We start from the raw sequence: 17,978 nt of genomic DNA, 5'->3' as shown, positions 1-17,978 counted from the left end.
GGGAGCGGAGCAAGCTCCGCTCTACGGGAAGGTCGCGACTGCCGTCGCTCCTACAACTGCGCGAGGTAGGAGGGCCGGAAGGCCCGACCTGGCGCACGGGAGCGGAGCAAGCTCCGCTCTACGAGAGGCACGGGAGCGGAGCAAGCTCCGCTCTACGGGGCGCGCGTCCGGGTCCGCGGATTTGCCGGGCATGCTTTCCCGCATGGGCTTGCGACGGCGGTTTTTGATTTCGGCGCCGTCATGGCCGAAAATACCGCGCTGCATCAAGGCGGCCTGCCGCCGATCCCCGTTTCCGCAACCCGTGGCGCGCCCTGCGCGCCGCGCCGCCGCGATTCCCAAGCACAAGGTGCCTGCATGAACTTCCACGAATACCAAGCCAAGGAACTGTTTGCCGCCTATGGCATTCCCGTCCCGCCGGGCAAGACCGCCAATTCGCCCGATGCCGCCGTCGATGCCGCCAAGGCGCTCGGTGGCACGCAATGGATGGTCAAGGCGCAGATCCACGCCGGCGGTCGCGGCAAGGCCGGCGGCGTCAAGTTCTGCAAATCGCACGATGACGTGCGCGCCGCCGCCAAGGGTATGCTCGGCACGAAGATGGCAACCTACCAGTCGGCCGGCCGCGCGTTGCCGGTGAATCTGGTGCTGGTCACCGACGCCACCGACATCGCCAAGGAGCTGTACCTGTCGATCCTCGTCGATCGCGACAGCAAGACCGTTTCCTTCATCGCCTCCAAGCATGGCGGCGTCGACATCGAACAGGTCGCGCGCGATACCCCGCAGGACATCCACACCATCCGCGTGGATTTCGTCGAAGGCCTGCAGCCCTATCAGTGCCGCCAGCTCGGCTTTGCGATGGATCTGAACGCCAAGCAGGTCGGCCAGCTCACGAAAATCATGCTCGGCCTGTACCGGCTGTTCAACGAAAAGGACCTGTCGCTGGTCGAGCTCAATCCGCTGGCGATCCTCGCCGACGGCAACCTCGCCGCGCTCGATGGCAAGGTCAATTCCGACGACAACGCCGAGTTCCGCCATGCCGACCTCGTCGCGATGCGGGATCTCTCGCAAGAGGACGCAGCCGAAGCCGCGGCCGCGCAGAACAATCTCAACTACGTGACCATGGACGGCTCGATCGGCTGCATGGTCAACGGCGCGGGGCTGGCGATGGCGACGATGGACGTGATCAAGCTTGCCGGTGGCGAGCCCGCGAACTTCCTCGACGTCGGCGGTGGCGCAACCAAGGAGCGCGTGACCGAGGCGTTCAAGCTCATCCTCTCGTCCGACAAGGTCAAGGCGATCCTCGTCAACATCTTCGGCGGCATCGTGCGCTGCGACCTGATCGCCGAGGGCATCATTGCCGCGGTCAAGGAAGTGGGGCTGAAGATTCCGGTGGTGGTGCGCCTGCAGGGCACCAATGTCGAGAAGGGGCGCGAACTGCTCGCCAGCTCGGGCTTGGCCATCACGCCAGCCGACGATCTCAACGACGCCGCGCACAAAGCCGTCGCTGCCGCCAAGTGAGCCCGGCAGCCCCTCATTCGCCTTTGGCACCTTCTCCCGCGATCGGAAGAAGGGTCAGTACAGCATCCAGGACAAACCCATGAGCGTATTGGTCAACAAGAACACCAAGGTCATCGTGCAGGGCTTCACCGGCCAGCAGGGCACCTTCCACGCGCAGCAGGCGCTCGACTACGGCACCCAGGTCGTCGGTGGCGTCACCCCGGGCAAGGGCGGCAGCGAGCACATCGGTCTGCCGGTCTTCAATTCGGTCGATGAGGCGGTCGCGCAGACGGGCGCCGATGCCTCGGTCATCTTCGTGCCGCCGCCGTATGCCGCCGATTCGATCCTCGAGGCGATCGATGCAGGCATCCGCGTGATCGTTGCGATCACCGAAGGCATCCCGGTGCTCGACATGCTGCGCGTGAAGAACGTGCTCAAGTCGCATCCCGACACCGTGCTGATCGGCCCGAACTGCCCCGGCGTGATCACGCCCGGCGAATGCAAGATCGGCATCATGCCCGGCCACATCCACCAGCCCGGCAAGGTCGGTATCGTCAGCCGTTCGGGCACGCTCACCTATGAGGCGGTATTCCAGACCACCAATGCGGGCCTGGGCCAGTCGACCTGCATCGGCATCGGTGGCGATCCGATCAACGGGCTCAACTTCATCGACTGCCTCAAGCTGTTCCAGGACGATGCGCAGACCGAAGGCATCATCATGGTCGGCGAGATCGGTGGCAGCGCCGAGGAAGACGCCGCCGAATTCATTGGCCAGTACGTGACCAAGCCGGTGGTGTCCTTCATCGCCGGTGCCTCGGCGCCTGCCGGCAAGCGCATGGGCCATGCCGGCGCGATCATCTCGGGTGGCAAGGGCACCGCGGCGGCCAAGTTCGCCGCGCTCGAGAAGGCCGGCGTGACCACGGTCAAGTCGCCGGCCGATCTGGGCAAGACGCTCGCGGCGAAGATGAAGAAGTAAGCCGTCTCGAGCAGTGTTCAAGGCAAACGGGCCCGCAGTGCGGGCCCGTTTGCTTTTGCGTCCAGCGCAGCCATCGAGCGAGCGCTATTTCCACTGGTAGAGCGTGTAGTACACCGGCGAGACCGGGCCTTCGTTGGGGTCGCGCACGAGACGGCCACTGCCGTCGTTGCTGACGAAGGTCTGGATCGGGCCATTGATCGGGACGATGCGGATCATCCAGAGACGGCCGTTCTCGCGGTATTCCTCGATCGTATCCGAGCCTTGCTGGCGCTTGGTGACGTCGCTGGCGGCGATGCGTTGCCGGTTTTCGGCGGTGATGCGCGAGGCCTTGTCGCGCACCAGGCGCGCGTCGGGCTTGGGCAGGGGCGCGAGTGGATCCTCGGCACTGCCTGCGGGCGCGGCGGATGCTGCTTCCTGCGCTGGTGCGGTGGCCTTGGTGCTGCTGCCGGTGGTCGGATCATGCATGCCCGGTGGTGGTGGCACCTCGGCAACCGGTGTCTTGGGCGCGGGCGGCGCGGCCCAGGCGCTTGCGCAGGTGATGGCGAGAAGCAGGGCGGCGGGCAGCACGATGGGGTTCATGAGGGTCTCCGGAGCGCGTGTCTAGCCTAGCAGAGGCGTGACTCCCAAAATGTGCTGCCGGCGCGTTGGGATTCCAGGTTCCAGATTGCGTATGAAACAGTGCCAATCCCCCGGAGCCGAGCCATGTCGATTCGTCATTCCTGGTTGCTCGCCGCAGCCCTGTTCCTGCTGCACCTGCCTATGGCCCGCGCCACTCAGGACCCGATCCTCGATCATCTGCTCCAGCCCGACCAGGTCATGCCCTGGTTCAACGGCGCGATCGCCCACATCGGCACGGTTCAATATTGCCTGAGCGATCCACCGATCTTCGCCGACCGGGTGATGGGCTATGCCGGTTTCAGCCATCCACCACCGAACTTCAGCCCGGCGGTGGGCGAGGTGTTCTACACGCATGTGGTGCTTGGACATCCGGGCAATCCCTGCGCGGGCAGCGCGGTCGGGATCGAGCTGATCCTGCCGGCCGGCGTGCAGACCGCGGTGTCGGCGGACAATCCGGTGTTCTGCTACTCGATCCTGCCCAACCCCAATCGCCTGCACAATCTCGATACCGATCCGGACTACGGCTGTCCGACGACCTTTCCGATGGGTCTGCAAGGGCTGATGGTGCTGCCTCTGCGCGGTGGACTGGGCAACAGCGGGGCCTGGGGCATGCACATGGGTTTCTGGCTGGAAATCCTCATTCCCTTGCGCGCGACCCAGCCGCAGAACAACAGCACGCTGGCGTGGCGCATCAATCCCGATGTCGGTGTGGTCGGTTATCCGCAGGTCGGCTTGCAGGTGAATGCCGAGGTGATCTTCCGCGACGGCATGGAGAGCACCCTGCTCAATCTCGATCTGTGCACGCTCAATCCCGCGCCGCAAGGTTGCTGAAGGCGACGGCGTTGCAAAGGCGGCGGCTGCGCGCCAAGCTGCGTGCCCGCCGTGCTGCCGCCTCGCCATGTCGCCACGTCTCGTCCTCATCGACGGCTCTTCGTACCTGTATCGCGCCTACCATGCGTTGCCGCCGCTGACCAATGCCGCGGGTGAACCGACCGGTGCCCTGCTGGGCGTGGTCAACATGCTGCGCGCGATCCTCAAGCAGCGTCCCGACTACGTCGCCTTCGTGCAGGATGCGCCGGGACCGACCTTCCGCGACGCGCTGTATCCAGCCTACAAGGCGACGCGGCAAGCCACGCCCGAGGAGCTCAAGGCCCAGATCGAGCCGATGCTCGCGATCGTCGCCGCGCTCGGCCTGCCGGTGCTGCGTGTCGCGGGTGTCGAAGCCGATGACGTGATCGGCACCTTGGCCGTGCGCGCCGTGTCCAACGGAATGGACGTCGTGATTTCGACCGGCGACAAGGATTTCGCGCAGCTGGTCGGCCCCGGCATCACGCTCGTCAACACCATGAGCAACACCACGCTCGACACCGCGGGCGTGGTCGAAAAGTTCGGCGTGCATCCGCAGCAGATCATCGACCTGCTGGCGCTGATGGGTGACAGCGTCGACAACATTCCCGGCGTGGACAAGTGCGGTCCCAAGACCGCTGCCAAATGGCTCGGCCAATACCAAAGCCTCGATGGCGTGCTCGCGCATGCCGGCGAAATCGGCGGCAAGATCGGCGAAAACCTGCGCCAGGCCGCGCCGCATCTGCCACTGTCGCGCACATTGGCGACGATCAAGACCGATGTCGAACTGTCACAGGCCCCGACCGATCTGCGCCTGCGCGAACCCGATGTCGACACGTTGCGCGCGCTCTACCGGCGCTACGAATTCAATGCCGCGCTGCGCGAACTCGAGGGTGAGGGTGTTGCGAACGATGACAAGGTTTCGGCGCGCGCGCCTGCCGCCGAAGCGGCGAGCGGGACGGCGGCGGCGATCGGCAAGGCCGATCTCGACCCCGCGCTCACGGGCCCCGGCGACTACGAGCTCGTCGTCACCGAGGCGCAACTGGAAACCTGGCTCGAACGCCTGCGCGGCGCCGAGCTGATCGCTTTCGACACCGAGACGAGCGCGCTCGATTCGATGCAGGCGGAACTGGTCGGATTGTCGTTCGCGGTGAAGCCCGGACAAGCCTGCTACATCCCGCTCGGACACGACTACCCCGGTGTGCCGGCGCAGTTGCCGCGCGCGCAGGTCCTCGATGCACTGCGGCCTATCCTTGAAGACGCGCAGCGCGCCAAGCTCGGCCAGCATGCAAAATACGATCTCAACGTGCTTGCCCGCGCCGGCATCGAGGTGCGCGGCCTGCGCCACGACACCCTGCTCGAATCCTATGTGCTGCATTCGACCTGGCGGCACGACATGGACACCCAGGCCAAGCGCGTGCTCGGCTACCAGACGATCGCCTTCGAGGATGTCGCCGGCAAGGGCGCCAAGCAGATTTCCTTCGCCCAGGTCGACCTCGACGCCGCCTGCCGCTATGCCGCCGAAGACGCCGACATCACGTTGCGGCTGCATCTCGCACAGTGGCCCGCGTTTGCCGCCGAACCTGGCTTGCGCAGCGTCTACGAGTCGATCGAGGTGCCGCTGGTGCCGGTGCTGGCGCGCATGGAACAAACCGGCGTGCTCATCGACGGCGAGGCGCTGCGCCAGCAAAGTCATGAACTTGCATTGCGCATGCATGCGCTCACCGAGCGTGCGCACGCACTGGCCGGGCGCAGCTTCAGCCTCGATTCGACCAGGCAGCTCGGCGCGATCCTGTTCGACGAACTCAAGCTGCCGGTGATGGTGAAGACGCCAGGCGGCCAGCCCTCGACCAACGAGGAGGCGCTCGAGGCGATCGCCGACCAGCATGAATTGCCGCGCGTGGTGCTCGACTATCGCAGCCTCGCCAAGTTGCGCAGCACCTACACCGAAAAGCTCGCGCAGATGGCCAACCCGCGCACCGGTCGCGTGCACACCAGCTACGGTCAGGCGATCGCCGCCACCGGTCGGCTGTCTTCGTCGGATCCGAACCTGCAGAACATTCCGGTGCGCACCGAGGAAGGTCGTCGCATCCGCCAGGCGTTCATCGCGCCGCCGGGTTGGCAGGTCGTCGCTGCCGACTACTCGCAGATCGAGCTGCGCATCATGGCGCATCTGTCCGAAGACCCCGGTCTGCTCGCGGCCTTCCACGGCGGACAGGACGTGCACCGCGCGACCGCGGCCGAGGTGTTCGGCCTGCCGCAAGGCGAGGTCGATGCCAATCAGCGCCGCGCGGCCAAGGCGATCAATTTCGGTCTCATGTACGGCATGGGTGCATTCGGTCTCGCCCGCCAGCTTGGCGTGTCACGTGGCGAAGCGCAGGACTACATGGCGCGCTACTTCACGCGTTATCCCGGCGTGCACGAATTCATGGAGCGCGTGCGCGAGCAGGCGCACCGCGACGGCTACGTGGAAACCCTGTTCGGCAGGCGTCTGTATCTGGATTACATCAACTCGCGCAATCAGGCCCAGCGCGCCGGCGCCGAGCGCGCCGCGATCAACGCGCCGATGCAGGGCACCGCTGCCGACATCATCAAGCGGGCGATGATCGCGGTCGATGGCTGGCTGTTCGATCATGCCGATCGTGCGCGGATGCTGATGCAAGTCCACGATGAACTCGTGTTCGAAGTCCGCGACGATGCCGTCGATGCGATCGTCGCCGGCGTGCGCGAGCGCATGGCAGGGGCGGCCGCGCTCGCGGTGCCGCTGATTGTCGATGTCGGCGTCGGCCCCAACTGGGAACAGGCGCACTGAAGCGGACATGCCGCAGCCGGCGGGGCGGCAGGCTTGGCCGTCCAGCCGTCCCTGCGTGTCGGGCGCATGAACAGCCGTTAAACCATTTCGGGCGGTTACTGGAACCTTCAGGTGCCAGGCCCTATCTATGTTCCCGGACGGCGCAACGTCGTCCTGGTTGACTCATCTCCCTGAGTGCAACCTCGAAGTCCGGTCCCTCCCCAGATCGGTCTTCCCCCGCCCCGAGGGCTTCCCCTGGCCCTCGGGGTTTTTATTTTCCGCATCAACATGTTGTGCAATGCCCTGGCCCGCAGCGGCGGTGTCGGCGAGCCTGGCCGCTGGCAGCCCGAAGCGCGCGTGCTGCGCCCTGACTTGATTGGATCAGGGTTCACGGCGCAGGGTGGCGAAGCGGGCCGAAGGCAGCCATTCGACGCGTCAGCCCGACAGGACAGGGAGCGCACTCATGCCCACGCGCATCGTTCCGAACATGTTCCATCAGATCGCGCCTTACGCGCAGGCGGTCGCCCGCCATCCGCAAGCTCGGCGCGCCCTGTGTTTCGGTGATTCCTGGTTCCAGTACCCACCGCATGCGATCGACGTGAGCAAGCTGTTGGCGCGAAGCTTCCGCCAGAGTCTGTTCCTCAACGAGGCCGTGCCCGGGCGAGACAGCGCGCAGTGGAAGCTCGGCCTACCGCGCGTGCAGCGCGAGATCGGCTCGTTCCAGTTCGACGCGATCCTGCTGTCCACCGGCGGCAATGACATCGTCGGCAGCGAGATGGCCGAGTTCGTCAAGACGCCGACGCGACCGCAGTCGATCGGCACGCGCGACTGGGGCGTGGTGCCGCCGGTCGTGTTCGATTTCGTGCGGCTGGAAACCTTTCAGCATGCACTTGAATACGCAATCAAGGATTTCGCCGAAGTGGTTGGCTACCGCGATGCCAGCGCGCCGCAGTCGATCGTGTTCGTCCACACCTACGATTACATCTTCCCCGATGGCCGGCCGTACCGGCTCGGGCCGCTGACCCTCGGGCCGTGGGTCAGGCCGGCGTTCGAGGCAGTTGGACTCCTTGATCCAGTCGAACAGCGCGTCGTCACCGGCTGGTTGCTCGACCAGTTTGCCGCGGCGCTGCGCGCTTATGCTTCGATCACGCCGAACTTTCGCGTGATCGATTCGCGCGGCACGCTGACGACGGCGCGGCAATGGGGCAACGAGATCCATCCGACTGCGAGCGGATTCCGCCGCATCGTCGACGCCTGCTGGCTGCCGGCCCTGCGCGGCATCCTCGCCTGACTCAGCGGCGTTCTTCGAGCCGGGCGAGCAAGGCGGCGCGCGGCAGCTTGCCGGTGCTGTTGCGCGGCAGGGCCTCGACCATCTGCAGCGGCCGCGGCAGGAATACGGGATCGATGACCTTGCGCAGGGCGTCGAGCAAGTCGCTCTGGCTGCGTGTGGGCGCAACCACCAGTGCGGCGATCCGCTGCACGCCCATGCTGTCGGGGCGATCCAGTTGCAACAGTGCGGCGTCCTCGACGCCAGGCAGGGCGAGCACGCGCCGCGTGAGGTCGGCGAGCGAGGCTCGCTTGCCGGCGATCTCGATGAGATCGGCATGGCGGCCGCACAAGCGGAAGCCGTTGTCGCGACACAGTTCGACCAGATCCTGCAGCGCAACGGGCGCTTGAAGCCAAGGCGCTTCGACCAGGGCGCCGTCGGGCTGCGGACGCAGGCAGGCTCCCTCGTACAGCTGCCAGTGGTCTTCGTGCGCGGTGCGGCGCCGGGCGATCACGCAGGTTTCGGTCGAGCCGAACAGTTCAAGCAGGGGCGCGCCCAGTCGCAGCTCGGCCTGTGCTGCAAGGTCCTCATCGAGCGGCGCGGTGGCGCAGACGATCGCGCCCAAGGCGGGCAAGTGCTGGTCACTGGCCAGCAGTGCACGCAGGTGCACCGGTGTGGTCACCAGCACGCGCGGTTCGGGGACTTCGGCAAGCGCCGCGGCGACGTCGGCGGGAAACAGCGGATGCGCCGCGTGTACTGCAAACGGCCCGAACAAGGGCAGCAGGATCGACAGTTCCAGACCGTACATGTGCTGCGGCGGCACCGTGGCAACGATGTTGGCGATGGTTCCCGGCCGGAGTCGCAGCGCGCAGACCAGCGCGGCGATGTTGTGCGCCTCGCCGATGCGTAGCAGCCCCCAGCGTTTGTGATTGGCCTTGGGCTGGCCGGTGCTGCCCGAGGTGAAGCCGATGGCGACGGTCTGGCTGGCGTCGAGCAGCGGCACGGTTGCCTTGCGCTGCGCCCCCAGGATCGGTAGTTCGCAGTCGGCCCCCGAGCCGCGTTCGCCGAGACTGTAGCTGCCTGGATGGGCGGCCAGGGTCTCGGCAATCGTTCGCGGCGTGCGCGCAGCCGGCAGCAAATTGATCTGGCCGCGGCAGGCGATCGCGCAGAACGCGGCGAGGAAGGCGTAGCGGTCGGCACACAGGTTGATCGCGTGGCTGCGCTCGGGCAGCTGCGCCGAAATCGTGGCGACGTCGCCGAGAAAATCCGCCACGTCGATCGCGTGCCGGCCACGCCAGGCCAGCGGACGCGACGCGCTCGCCTCCAGCAGCAAGGGCAGGCGTGCCGGCAGCGGCCCGACTGCATCAATCACCGCAGACATGTCCCCATCCTCCCTCAGTCCCTGATGCTCATGCCGCTGATAGCGTCGCGGATCGATGTGGGCCGCTCAAGTCCCCCGAGTGGCCCATCCAGCAGCGCGCCCAGTTCGTCACCGAACGCCCTGCGCACCGCTTGCGCGTCGCGTGCCGGCGGCTGGCCGTGGCGATTGGCGCTGGTCGACACCAGCGCGCCGCCGAAGGCGCGACACAGTTGCGCAGCGATGGGGTGTGCGGTGACGCGCAGGGCGATGCCGCTGTGGTCGCCGGCAATCCAGGCCGGTACGCCGTGTGCGCGCGGGAAAATCCAGGTGTGCGGGCCTGGCCAACTCGCGCGGGCGCGTTCGATTGCGGCGGGCGGCGTGGCTTCGCGGTCGATCCAGGGTGCGACTTGATCGAAATCGGCACCAATCAGCAGCACGCCCTGAGTGGGCGGTCGCTGCTTGAGCGCGAACAGCGCGTCGAAGGCCCGGACATTGCGCGGATCGCAGCCGAGCCCGTAGACCGCCTCGGTCGGATAGGCGACCACGCCCCCGGCGCGCAACACGGTGGCGGCGAGCTGGATGGGATCGATGGGATTCGGATCGATGGCGGGCGGCGTCATGGCATCGGTACTGGCTGATTGCGCACAATACGCAAAACGGCATGCAAATCGCCAATGCCGTCGTCAGTTCCACATCCCGATCCCACCCGGAGCGACTGCGCCGGGGCGTGATTCAGGAGGCCGCTGCCTTGCGTGCCAGCTTCCTGGCTGCAGCCTTTTTGACAGGAGCCTTTTTGGCCGCACTCTTGCGCGGCGCGGCCTTTTTCGCCGCTGCCTTCCTTGCGGGCGCCGCAGCGGCGTCACTGCTCGCCGCGGACTTGCTGGCCTTGCCAGCCTTGCCCTTGCCGGTGGCAGCCTTGCCGAAGCGTCCGCGTTTGGGACGATCGGGTGCGGCGGCCAGCAGCTCGGCGCATTCGGCTTCGGTCAACTCGCGCGGTTCCTTGTCCTTGGGAATCTTCGCGTTCTTGTTGCCGTCGGTGATGTAGGGCCCGTAGCGGCCATTGAGCACCTGGATGCCGTTGCCGAAATCCTTGATCGTGCGGTTGGCGATCAGCTCGGCCTTCTCGCGCACCAGTTCGAGCGCGCGCGGCAGCTCGATCGTGTAGGGATCGTCGTCGGGCTTGAGCGAGGCATACATCGCGCCATGCTTGACGAAGGGACCGAAGCGGCCGACGCCGACCGTGATGTCCTCACCGTCCTCGGTCTTGCCAAGCGTGCGCGGCAGCTTGAACAGCTCCAGCGCCTGCGCGAGCGTGATCGTGTGCATGCTCTGGCCGGGGCGCAGCGAGGCGAAGCGTGGCTTGTCCTCGTCGTCCTTGGTGCCGATTTGCGCGAACGGTCCGTAGCGACCCAGGCGCACCTGCACCGGCTTGCCGGTTTGGGGGTCGCTGCCCAGTTCGCGTGCGCCGGTGGCCTCGGAGCGGTCGACGCTCTCACTCTTGTCGTCGACGGTGGCCTTGAACGGCTTCCAGAATTTCTCCAGCAGCGGCACCCAGTCTTCCTCGCCGCGACTGACCGCATCGAGTTCGTCTTCGAGCCGCGCGGTGAAGTCGTAGTCGACGTACTGGCTGAAATGGCCGGAAAGGAATTTCGCCACCGCTCGGCCGACGTCGGTCGGCTTGAAGCGGCGGCTGTCGAGGATCACGTATTCGCGGTTGAGCAGCACCTGGATGATGCTGGCGTAGGTCGACGGGCGACCGATGCCGTATTCCTCGAGCGTCTTGACCAGCGAAGCTTCCGAGTAGCGCGGCGGTGGTTCGGTGAAGTGCTGGTCGGCGGCGATCGCGGCCAGTGGCACGGCTTCGCCGATGGCCATCTTCGGCAGCTTGCGGCCTTCGTCCTCATCCTCGGCATTGCGGGCATCGCGGCCTTCCTCGTAGACCGCGAGAAAGCCCGGATCGACCACGGTGGTGCCGCTGGCGCGAAACATCGATTCGCCGCCGGCGTCGAGATCCACGCTCACGGTGTTGAGCGTGGCGTGCTGCATCTGCGAGGCGACCGCGCGCTTCCAGATCAGCTCGTACAACTTGCGCTGCTCGTCATTGAGGAAGTGTGCGATGTCCCTGGGGCGATGCGCGGCCGCAGTCGGACGAATCGCCTCGTGGGCTTCCTGCGCGTTCTTGGACTTGTTGCGATAGAAATGCGGCTGCTCCGGAAGGGCGCGTGCGCCGAAGTCCTTGCCGATCACCTCGCGCAGTTCCTGGATCGCCTCCGCCGACAGCGAGACCGCATCGGTACGCATGTAGGTGATGAGGCCGACCACGCCTTCGTCGCCAAGCGCGACGCCTTCGTAGAGTCCCTGCGCGATCTTCATCGTGCGACTGGTGGAGAAACCAAGCTTGCGCGCGGCTTCCTGCTGCAGAGTCGAGGTCGTGAACGGCGGCGAAGGGCGGCGCTTGCGTTCCTTCGACTCGACGTTGGCAACCACCAGTCGTCCCTGCGCGGAACGTTGCAGGGCTTCGCGCGCGGCCTGCGCGTCGGCTTCGTTGGTGAGGTCGAACTGCTCGAACTTCTTGCCGCGCAGTCGCGTCAGGCGTGCCTTGAAGCCTTGGTCGGGGTGCGCGCAATCGGCTTCGATCGTCCAGTATTCGCGCGCCTTGAACGCTTCGATCTCTTCCTCACGCTCGACGATCATGCGCAATGCCGGCGACTGCACACGGCCGGCCGACAGGCCACGCTGCACCTTGCGCCAGAGCACCGGCGAGAGATTGAAACCGACCAGATAGTCGAGTGCGCGCCGCGCCTGCTGGGCATTGACCAGGTCCATCGACAACGCACGCGGATGGGCGACGGCTTCCTTGATCGCGCGGGGCGTGATCTCGGAGAACACCACCCGATGCAGGGCCTTGCCGTCGAGCAGCTTGCGTGAGCGCAGGATCTCGGCGATATGCCAGGAGATGGCCTCGCCTTCGCGGTCAAGGTCGGTCGCCAGATAAAGGTTGTCGGCTGCCTTGGCCGCCTTGGCGATTGCATCGACGTGCTTCTCGTTGCGCTCGATCACCTCGTAGTTCATCGCGAAGTGGCGCTCGGGGTCGACCGCGCCCTCCTTGGGCACGAGGTCGCGCACGTGGCCGTAGGACGCCAGTACGTGGAAGTCCTTGCCCAGATACTTGTTGATCGTCTTGGCCTTGGCCGGCGACTCGACGATCAGGAGGTTCTTTGCCATGCGATTCCTTGGTGGGGCCGCCGGTGGCGGCCTCGTGTTGCTGCGGCGCAGCGACATGCTTTTCTAGTGAAAACACGCCGCGGCGCGCGCTGTCAAGCCGGCAGAAGGGCCAAGAGCGCGGCCGGGGCGACCGCGTGGATGGGGGCGGACTTTGCCCGACACAAGGCGTGGCGCGGCTTTCAGGGTGGGCGGCGGGCAAAACCGCCGGCGCTGGCGACCACCTCCCCCTCGAGCTCGAGCAGGAGCAGCATCGAGGCCAGCGCGGGCACCGCAATGCCGGTGCGGGCCGCAAGGGTGTCGATGTCGAGTCCGTCGGTTTCCAGCGCCGCGTGCAGGCGCGCGTAGTCGGGATCGGCTGCGCGCGTGGCCGTCGCGGCCTGCCTCGGCACCATCGCGCCATCGTTGGCTGCGAGCCGCTCGCGCAGGCTGGCTCCGAGTTGGCGCGCGAGTGGCGTCAGTTCGTCGACGATTTCGGCGGTTGTCTCGATCAGCTTGGCACCCTGACGAATCAGTGCGTGGCAGCCGCGCGCGAGCGGATTGTGGATCGAGCCGGGTATCGCGAACACCTCGCGCCCGGCCTCGCTGGCGTTGCGCGCGGTGATCAGTGCGCCCGAGCGCGTGCCGGCCTCGACCACCAGCGTGCCCAGGGCGAGCCCGGCGATCACGCGATTGCGGCGCGGAAAATGCGACTGCTGAGCGGTGGTGCCGGGCGGGAACTGGCTCACCAGGGCCCCGCTTGCGGCGATCCGCTGCGCGAGCCTTGCCTGACGCGCGGGATAAACGCGATCGGGGCCGGTGCCAAGCACGGCGATGGTCGGCGCGCCGACCGCGAGCGCGCCCTCGTGCGCGGCGGTGTCGATGCCTTCGGCAAGGCCGCTGGTGATCGCAAAGCCGGCCTGGCCGAGCGAGCGCGAGAAGGCGTGGGCGTTGTCCATGCCGGCCGGCGTCGCGTTGCGGCTGCCAACGATCGCGATCTGCGCCTGCCACAGCAGGGTCGGGTCGCCGTCGATGAACAGCGCGGCGGGCGCGCCCGGTGCTTCGTCGAGCAGGGCCGGGAAATCGGCGCCGTCGCAGCGGAGCAGGTGGTGGGCGGGGACATCGAGCCAGGCGAGGTCGGCATCGATCAGGGCTCGCTCTGGCGCGGCCAGCCAGGCTCGACAGGCGGCTTCCTGCGCGCGCGGATGGGCGCCACGCCGTGCCGCGGCGAGCGCCGCCGCTGCGCTGCCGTGCGCAGCCAGCAGTTCGCGCAGTGTTGCCGGGCCGAGTCCCGGGGCGCGCAGCAGGATCAGCCAGGCCTCGAGTTCGCGGATTGACGATTCGCCGTTCATCACCAGAGTCTAACGGTCGACGCAAACGAACACGGCGCGAAGTTTCCTTCGCGCCGTGCAGGAAAACGCCGCATCGCGGCGCGATGCAGGCCAGTCGTTACGGCACGCTGTCCGGATCGTGCAGGAAGTTGCCGATGTGCACCGGCTTGATCGCGTCCATCACCAAGCCATAGCTCACGCGCTGGAAGGTGCGGAACACCATCACGTTGCCGACGAACTCGGGCGGCAGCTTGGCCCTGGAATCCTTCGGGTGGAAGAACTTGCGGAACGTGCCCTTGGGGTAGTCGGTGGTGTCGTCGACCTTGGCGCCCTTCTGATAGATGCTGAAGGTCTGGCCGTTCTCGATGCCATCCTCGCTGCCGCGCGAGAGCGCCACCACCTGCATCGGGCCCGCCGCATTGAAGGCGTCGCTGAGAGCGATCACGCGCATCCGGTCGGGCACGCTGTCGGGGCGGTGCGGCATGTACTGGGCGTCGTACGGGGCATCGACGATCGGCAACACGTAGTCACCATCCTTGGCCTCGAAGTCGGAACTTACAAGGAGCGCCGAAGAAACGTCCTGACCGCTGCGCGTGACTTCGACCACGCCATAGTCCATGACTTCGTAGCCGAGGAAGCGCGTATTGCCCTTGAGCGTGAACTCGATCGGGCCGTGCTGCCAGAGGATCTGCTTGCGCGAATCGTGAAAGCTGTCCTTGGATTGCCGATGGACCTCGCGCGGTTTGCCCTCGTCGACCGGCGGCGAGTCGTAGTAGCGGCCGATCGGGCGCACCAGCGCCAGACGCGTGCCCGCCTGCGCGCTCAGGCCGCGCACGTAGATGAGCTGGCCGGGTGCCCCGCGCAGGTGGTTTTCCTCGATGCCGACCACATGCGGCGCGTCGCGCAGCGATTCCTCGCTGACGATGCGCGTGTTCTTGAGCCACTGCTTGAGCGCGGACAGCGGGATCGCGGCAATTGCAGCCTCACCCTCGTCGGCGCGGATGCGCGGACCGAATTCGCCGACGCCGACATGGCCGTCACGCAGCATCAGCGTATCGCCCGGATAAATCAGATGCGGATTCTTGACTGCAGGGTTGTCCTGCCAGACCTCGGGCCAATGCCAAGGTTTGTTCAGGAAGCGTCCGGCGATGCTCCACAAAGTGTCGCCCTTCTTGACGACATAACTTTCCGGTGCGTCGCTGCGCAACTCGGTGGTTGCGGCGTAGACGGTAAGGGCCAGCGCGAGCCCGGCGGAAACTGCAAGCAATTTTTTAAGCATGAGTGCCAAACCCCTGTTCCCCCTGCCGATCCCGGGCCGAGTCTAAAGGAAAAACCGGCTGTAGAAAAACCAAGCGCGTCTCAGCCCGGTGAATTGGTCCTGATCCTCGGGATCTTGACTCGCCGGGTCAGACTTCCGGGGGGGCGTGGCACGCACCTTGCTCCAATCTCGGCGGATTTGCGGCAAACGGCAGGTTCATTTCGGCGTTTGCCCGGTCTTTGGGCGCGGAAGACTGTCAAAGTGTGACGCAATTCGCATTATTGTGCCGGGAAGGGCCCCGATCGAGTCACGGCCGGGGCTCTGCGATTCTCGGAATGAGCCATGACAGCGGTGATTTCCGCGGATTCGAGGCAGGGGAAGCGATCAGGGGAAGGAAATGCTCAGTCTGGGAATGCGTGGCACGGGGCTGCCGCGAAGGGCATTCAACACGGATGCGGGCGCCGGCAAGGGGCGCGTCGCAATCGCTGAGACCGGCGCGGTCGAGACTGCGCGTGGTGCCGGGCCGTGCCGCTTTGCCATCCATGGATGCAGCCATTCGTGTCACGTCGCCGTCCAAGCGCAGCCAATTGCGCCGGAAAACAGGGGAAAACCGATGTCGTCGATCACCGTGTCCGCCGCGGCGCGTACGCCGCATGCAGTCGCGCGCAGCTTGCGTTCATCCACGGGCCTGCGCTTGCTGGCATGGCTGCTGGCCGTGCTCGCAGGTCCCGCGTTTGCGGCCGATTGGTACGTGGCGCCCGGCGGCAGTGACGGCAGCAGTTGCGCAAGTGCGGGCGCGCCATGCCAGACGATCCAGGCGGCGATCAACAAGGCCGGCGCGAACGACACCGTGCATGTGGGGCAGGGCGCGTACCCGTTTGCCGGCACGATCCAGATTTCCGGAACCGCCAAGAACGGCCTGACGCTGATCGGTGACAACTCCCCGTTCGCCGCGCCGCCCGCGCCGCCCACGGCGCCGGCACCTGCCAGCAATGCATCCGAACTTCAGGCGGCAGGATCGAACGGCCATACCGGCATGATCTGGGTCAACGGCGCGCAGAACGTCACGATCGAAAACCTGCTGTTGCAGGTGCGCCACGGCCGTTCGAATGAAGGCATCGTCACCACCGGCAATGCCAATGGCCTGGTCCTGCGCAACAACTACCTCATCATCAACAACTACGGTGGTGGCCAGCGCAACGCGATTTCGCTGAACATGCACGGCAGCGGCGGCAGCAGCAGCGACCGCAATTCCACCGGCGTCGGGCCGTTCGGCTATCTGTACGTCACCCTCGACGGCAACGTGATCCAGCCGGGTTCGGCGACCCCCAATGCCGTTTCTTCGCGCGCGGTGGTGGGCGACAGCGTCGCCGGCGTGTTCCGCAACAATTTCCTCGTCGGTCAGACACAGGACATCCGCCTGCGCTACATGCCCAACGCATCACCCTACGGACGCGGCATCGACTTCGACGGCAACTGGGTGTTCGGTGCGGGTGCGTGGATCCTGTCGGCCAATGATTCGACCCAGACGATCCACATCCACAACAACCATTTCATCGCGCCCGGCGCGCCCGGCTACGACGTCTCGCCGTTGACCGCGAGTTCCTTGCCCGATCCGGATTTTTCCAGCCTGAAACTGGTCGGTGCGACCAATCCGGTGGTGGTCGAGAACAACGAATTTCTCGGATATGCGCGCTACTACCGCGGTCTGTGGATCCAGAACTGGCCGGGCGTCACGGTGCAGGACAACGTCTTCACGCCCAACCCGAACTACAACGGAATCTCTACCGCCGTCCTGGTCGGCAACAAGGAAGTGTGGAATGGCGCGCCGGTGCCGCGCGTGCTCGCGGTGAGCCTGTTGCGAAATACTTTCGATGCCGGCTACGCCAACGCCAACAGTCGCGCGATCGTGTTCGTCGATGACAACGACGCCAGTGGCACTGCCACCGCGGGCAACCTGCTGGTCGGTGATGGCGATACCGCCAACGCCAATTCGTTTGCCGCGGGACTCAAGTGGTACGTCGGTCTGGATGAGCACACCTGCAACTACGCTGGCGGCTTCAATCCGGGGCTCAACTGCTCCAACGCGCCACCGACAAGCTCGCCGCTGGGTCCTGGCATCGACTATCGCTCAGGCAGCAACGGCAACACACAAGGCCGCCCATTCCCATTCGATGTCGATGCCTTCGGCAATCGCTACGCCGGCAAGCTCGTCGATGAGATGAGCAATGCCGAATACAGCGCGATCGCGGCGAAAATTTACGACGATGTGGACAACAGCGCGCTCGGCATCGTTCATTACGAAGCCGGCCCGCGCATCACCACCGGCACCATCATCTTTTCACCGACCAGTTTCACCTGGGACGGCAACGCGCACACGATCAGCGCAAGCCTGCAGGAAGACAACACCGCGACCTGCGTGGTCACGCCTGAGAGCCTGACCGAGCCGGGCAGCCATCCGGTCAGCGCGACCTGCACCAGCAGCACCTACAACGTCACCGATGCCGGCACGGTCACCGTCGCCAAGGCCGCGGGCACGGTGGTCTGGGGCACGCTCGAATTCGATTACGACGGCAGTATCCAAGCCGTCACCGCGACCATGAATCCCGGCGCGGTGGCCTGCACCGTGACCGGTACGGTCGGACCCGACGCGGGCAGCTATGCGGTGCACGCCGATTGCGCCGATGCCCATTACACGGCGAGTGATGATGCGACCGCGGTCATCAACCGCATCGCCGGCACGCTCGCCTGGGGCAACCTCAACCACGTCTACGACGGCAACGCGGTGACGCCGACCGCCTCGATCAGCGAGGAAGGCGGTGCGAGCTGCGTGTTC

At 66.1% G+C, this 17,978-nt stretch carries 12 protein-coding genes; 6 read left to right on the top strand and 6 right to left on the bottom strand.

Going from position 1 to position 17,978, the window contains the following annotated elements:
• Positions 1-354: 354 nt before the first annotated feature.
• Positions 355-1,515 carry an ADP-forming succinate--CoA ligase subunit beta gene (gene sucC, locus KF759_RS13615; RefSeq protein ID WP_291226387.1) on the top strand — a complete coding sequence of 387 codons (1,161 nt, stop codon included), beginning with the start codon at positions 355-357 and terminating at the stop codon, positions 1,513-1,515.
• Positions 1,516-1,594: 79 nt separating this feature from the next.
• On the top strand, positions 1,595-2,470 hold the full coding sequence (gene sucD, locus KF759_RS13610) for a succinate--CoA ligase subunit alpha (protein WP_291226386.1): 876 nt from the start codon (positions 1,595-1,597) through the stop codon (positions 2,468-2,470).
• Positions 2,471-2,554: 84 nt separating this feature from the next.
• Here the strand turns inward: sucD and KF759_RS13605 are convergent, their stop codons facing one another.
• Entirely contained in the window at positions 2,555-3,049 is a 495-nt protein-coding gene (locus KF759_RS13605) for a DUF2782 domain-containing protein (protein ID WP_291226385.1), read from the bottom strand.
• A 123-nt stretch (positions 3,050-3,172) separates the two neighbouring features.
• Here KF759_RS13605 and KF759_RS13600 point away from each other — a divergent pair, with 123 nt between their 5' ends.
• The 3 genes from KF759_RS13600 to KF759_RS13590 all read left to right on the top strand — a co-directional run bounded on the left by KF759_RS13600 (position 3,173) and on the right by KF759_RS13590 (position 8,016).
• Positions 3,173-3,919, top strand: a complete 747-nt coding sequence (locus tag KF759_RS13600) for a hypothetical protein (protein WP_291226384.1) — start codon at positions 3,173-3,175, stop codon at positions 3,917-3,919.
• 67 nt (positions 3,920-3,986) lie between these two features.
• Positions 3,987-6,746 (top strand): DNA polymerase I, encoded by a 2,760-nt coding sequence (polA, locus tag KF759_RS13595; protein ID WP_291226383.1) that lies wholly within the window; start codon positions 3,987-3,989, stop codon positions 6,744-6,746.
• Between the two features lie 442 nt (positions 6,747-7,188).
• Positions 7,189-8,016, top strand: coding sequence for a hypothetical protein (locus KF759_RS13590; protein WP_291226382.1), 828 nt, complete (start codon positions 7,189-7,191; stop codon positions 8,014-8,016).
• A 1-nt stretch (position 8,017) separates the two neighbouring features.
• Here the strand turns inward: KF759_RS13590 and KF759_RS13585 are convergent, their stop codons facing one another.
• The 5 genes from KF759_RS13585 to KF759_RS13565 all read right to left on the bottom strand — a co-directional run bounded on the left by KF759_RS13585 (position 8,018) and on the right by KF759_RS13565 (position 15,163).
• Positions 8,018-9,373 carry an AMP-binding protein gene (locus tag KF759_RS13585; protein ID WP_291226381.1) on the bottom strand — a complete coding sequence of 452 codons (1,356 nt, stop codon included), beginning with the start codon at positions 9,371-9,373 and terminating at the stop codon, positions 8,018-8,020.
• 14 nt (positions 9,374-9,387) lie between these two features.
• A complete protein-coding gene (locus tag KF759_RS13580; protein WP_291226380.1) occupies positions 9,388-9,972 on the bottom strand; it encodes a Sua5/YciO/YrdC/YwlC family protein in 585 nt (194 codons plus the stop codon).
• A gap of 112 nt (positions 9,973-10,084) precedes the next feature.
• Positions 10,085-12,577 carry a DNA topoisomerase I gene (locus KF759_RS13575; RefSeq protein WP_291226379.1) on the bottom strand — a complete coding sequence of 831 codons (2,493 nt, stop codon included), beginning with the start codon at positions 12,575-12,577 and terminating at the stop codon, positions 10,085-10,087.
• A 179-nt stretch (positions 12,578-12,756) separates the two neighbouring features.
• Positions 12,757-13,905, bottom strand: coding sequence for a DNA-processing protein DprA (dprA, locus tag KF759_RS13570; protein ID WP_291226378.1), 1,149 nt, complete (start codon positions 13,903-13,905; stop codon positions 12,757-12,759).
• Between the two features lie 97 nt (positions 13,906-14,002).
• Positions 14,003-15,163 (bottom strand): LysM domain-containing protein, encoded by a 1,161-nt coding sequence (locus KF759_RS13565; RefSeq protein WP_291226377.1) that lies wholly within the window; start codon positions 15,161-15,163, stop codon positions 14,003-14,005.
• Between the two features lie 592 nt (positions 15,164-15,755).
• Between KF759_RS13565 and KF759_RS13560 the strand changes: the two genes are divergently transcribed.
• The coding region (locus KF759_RS13560) for an MBG domain-containing protein (RefSeq protein WP_291226376.1) at positions 15,756-17,978 on the top strand (2,223 nt) is incomplete at its 3' end.

This window comes from Dokdonella sp. (genome assembly GCF_019634815.1).
Taxonomy (GTDB): domain Bacteria; phylum Pseudomonadota; class Gammaproteobacteria; order Xanthomonadales; family Rhodanobacteraceae; genus Dokdonella_A.
The sequence above is the reverse complement of the archived record's forward strand: the minus strand, read 5'-3'. Positions and strand labels throughout refer to the sequence as shown.

Excerpts from the sequence above, each read along its gene's own strand:
- sucC (WP_291226387.1), top strand. The coding sequence starts at position 355 with ATGAACTTCCACGAATACCAAGCCAAGGAACTGTTTGCCGCCTATGGC.
- sucD (WP_291226386.1), top strand. The coding sequence starts at position 1,595 with ATGAGCGTATTGGTCAACAAGAACACCAAGGTCATCGTGCAGGGCTTC.
- KF759_RS13605 (WP_291226385.1), bottom strand. The coding sequence starts at position 3,049 with ATGAACCCCATCGTGCTGCCCGCCGCCCTGCTTCTCGCCATCACCTGC.
- KF759_RS13600 (WP_291226384.1), top strand. The coding sequence starts at position 3,173 with ATGTCGATTCGTCATTCCTGGTTGCTCGCCGCAGCCCTGTTCCTGCTG.
- polA (WP_291226383.1), top strand. The coding sequence starts at position 3,987 with ATGTCGCCACGTCTCGTCCTCATCGACGGCTCTTCGTACCTGTATCGC.
- KF759_RS13590 (WP_291226382.1), top strand. The coding sequence starts at position 7,189 with ATGCCCACGCGCATCGTTCCGAACATGTTCCATCAGATCGCGCCTTAC.
- KF759_RS13585 (WP_291226381.1), bottom strand. The coding sequence starts at position 9,373 with ATGTCTGCGGTGATTGATGCAGTCGGGCCGCTGCCGGCACGCCTGCCC.
- KF759_RS13580 (WP_291226380.1), bottom strand. The coding sequence starts at position 9,972 with ATGACGCCGCCCGCCATCGATCCGAATCCCATCGATCCCATCCAGCTC.
- KF759_RS13575 (WP_291226379.1), bottom strand. The coding sequence starts at position 12,577 with ATGGCAAAGAACCTCCTGATCGTCGAGTCGCCGGCCAAGGCCAAGACG.
- dprA (WP_291226378.1), bottom strand. The coding sequence starts at position 13,905 with ATGAACGGCGAATCGTCAATCCGCGAACTCGAGGCCTGGCTGATCCTG.
- KF759_RS13565 (WP_291226377.1), bottom strand. The coding sequence starts at position 15,163 with ATGCTTAAAAAATTGCTTGCAGTTTCCGCCGGGCTCGCGCTGGCCCTT.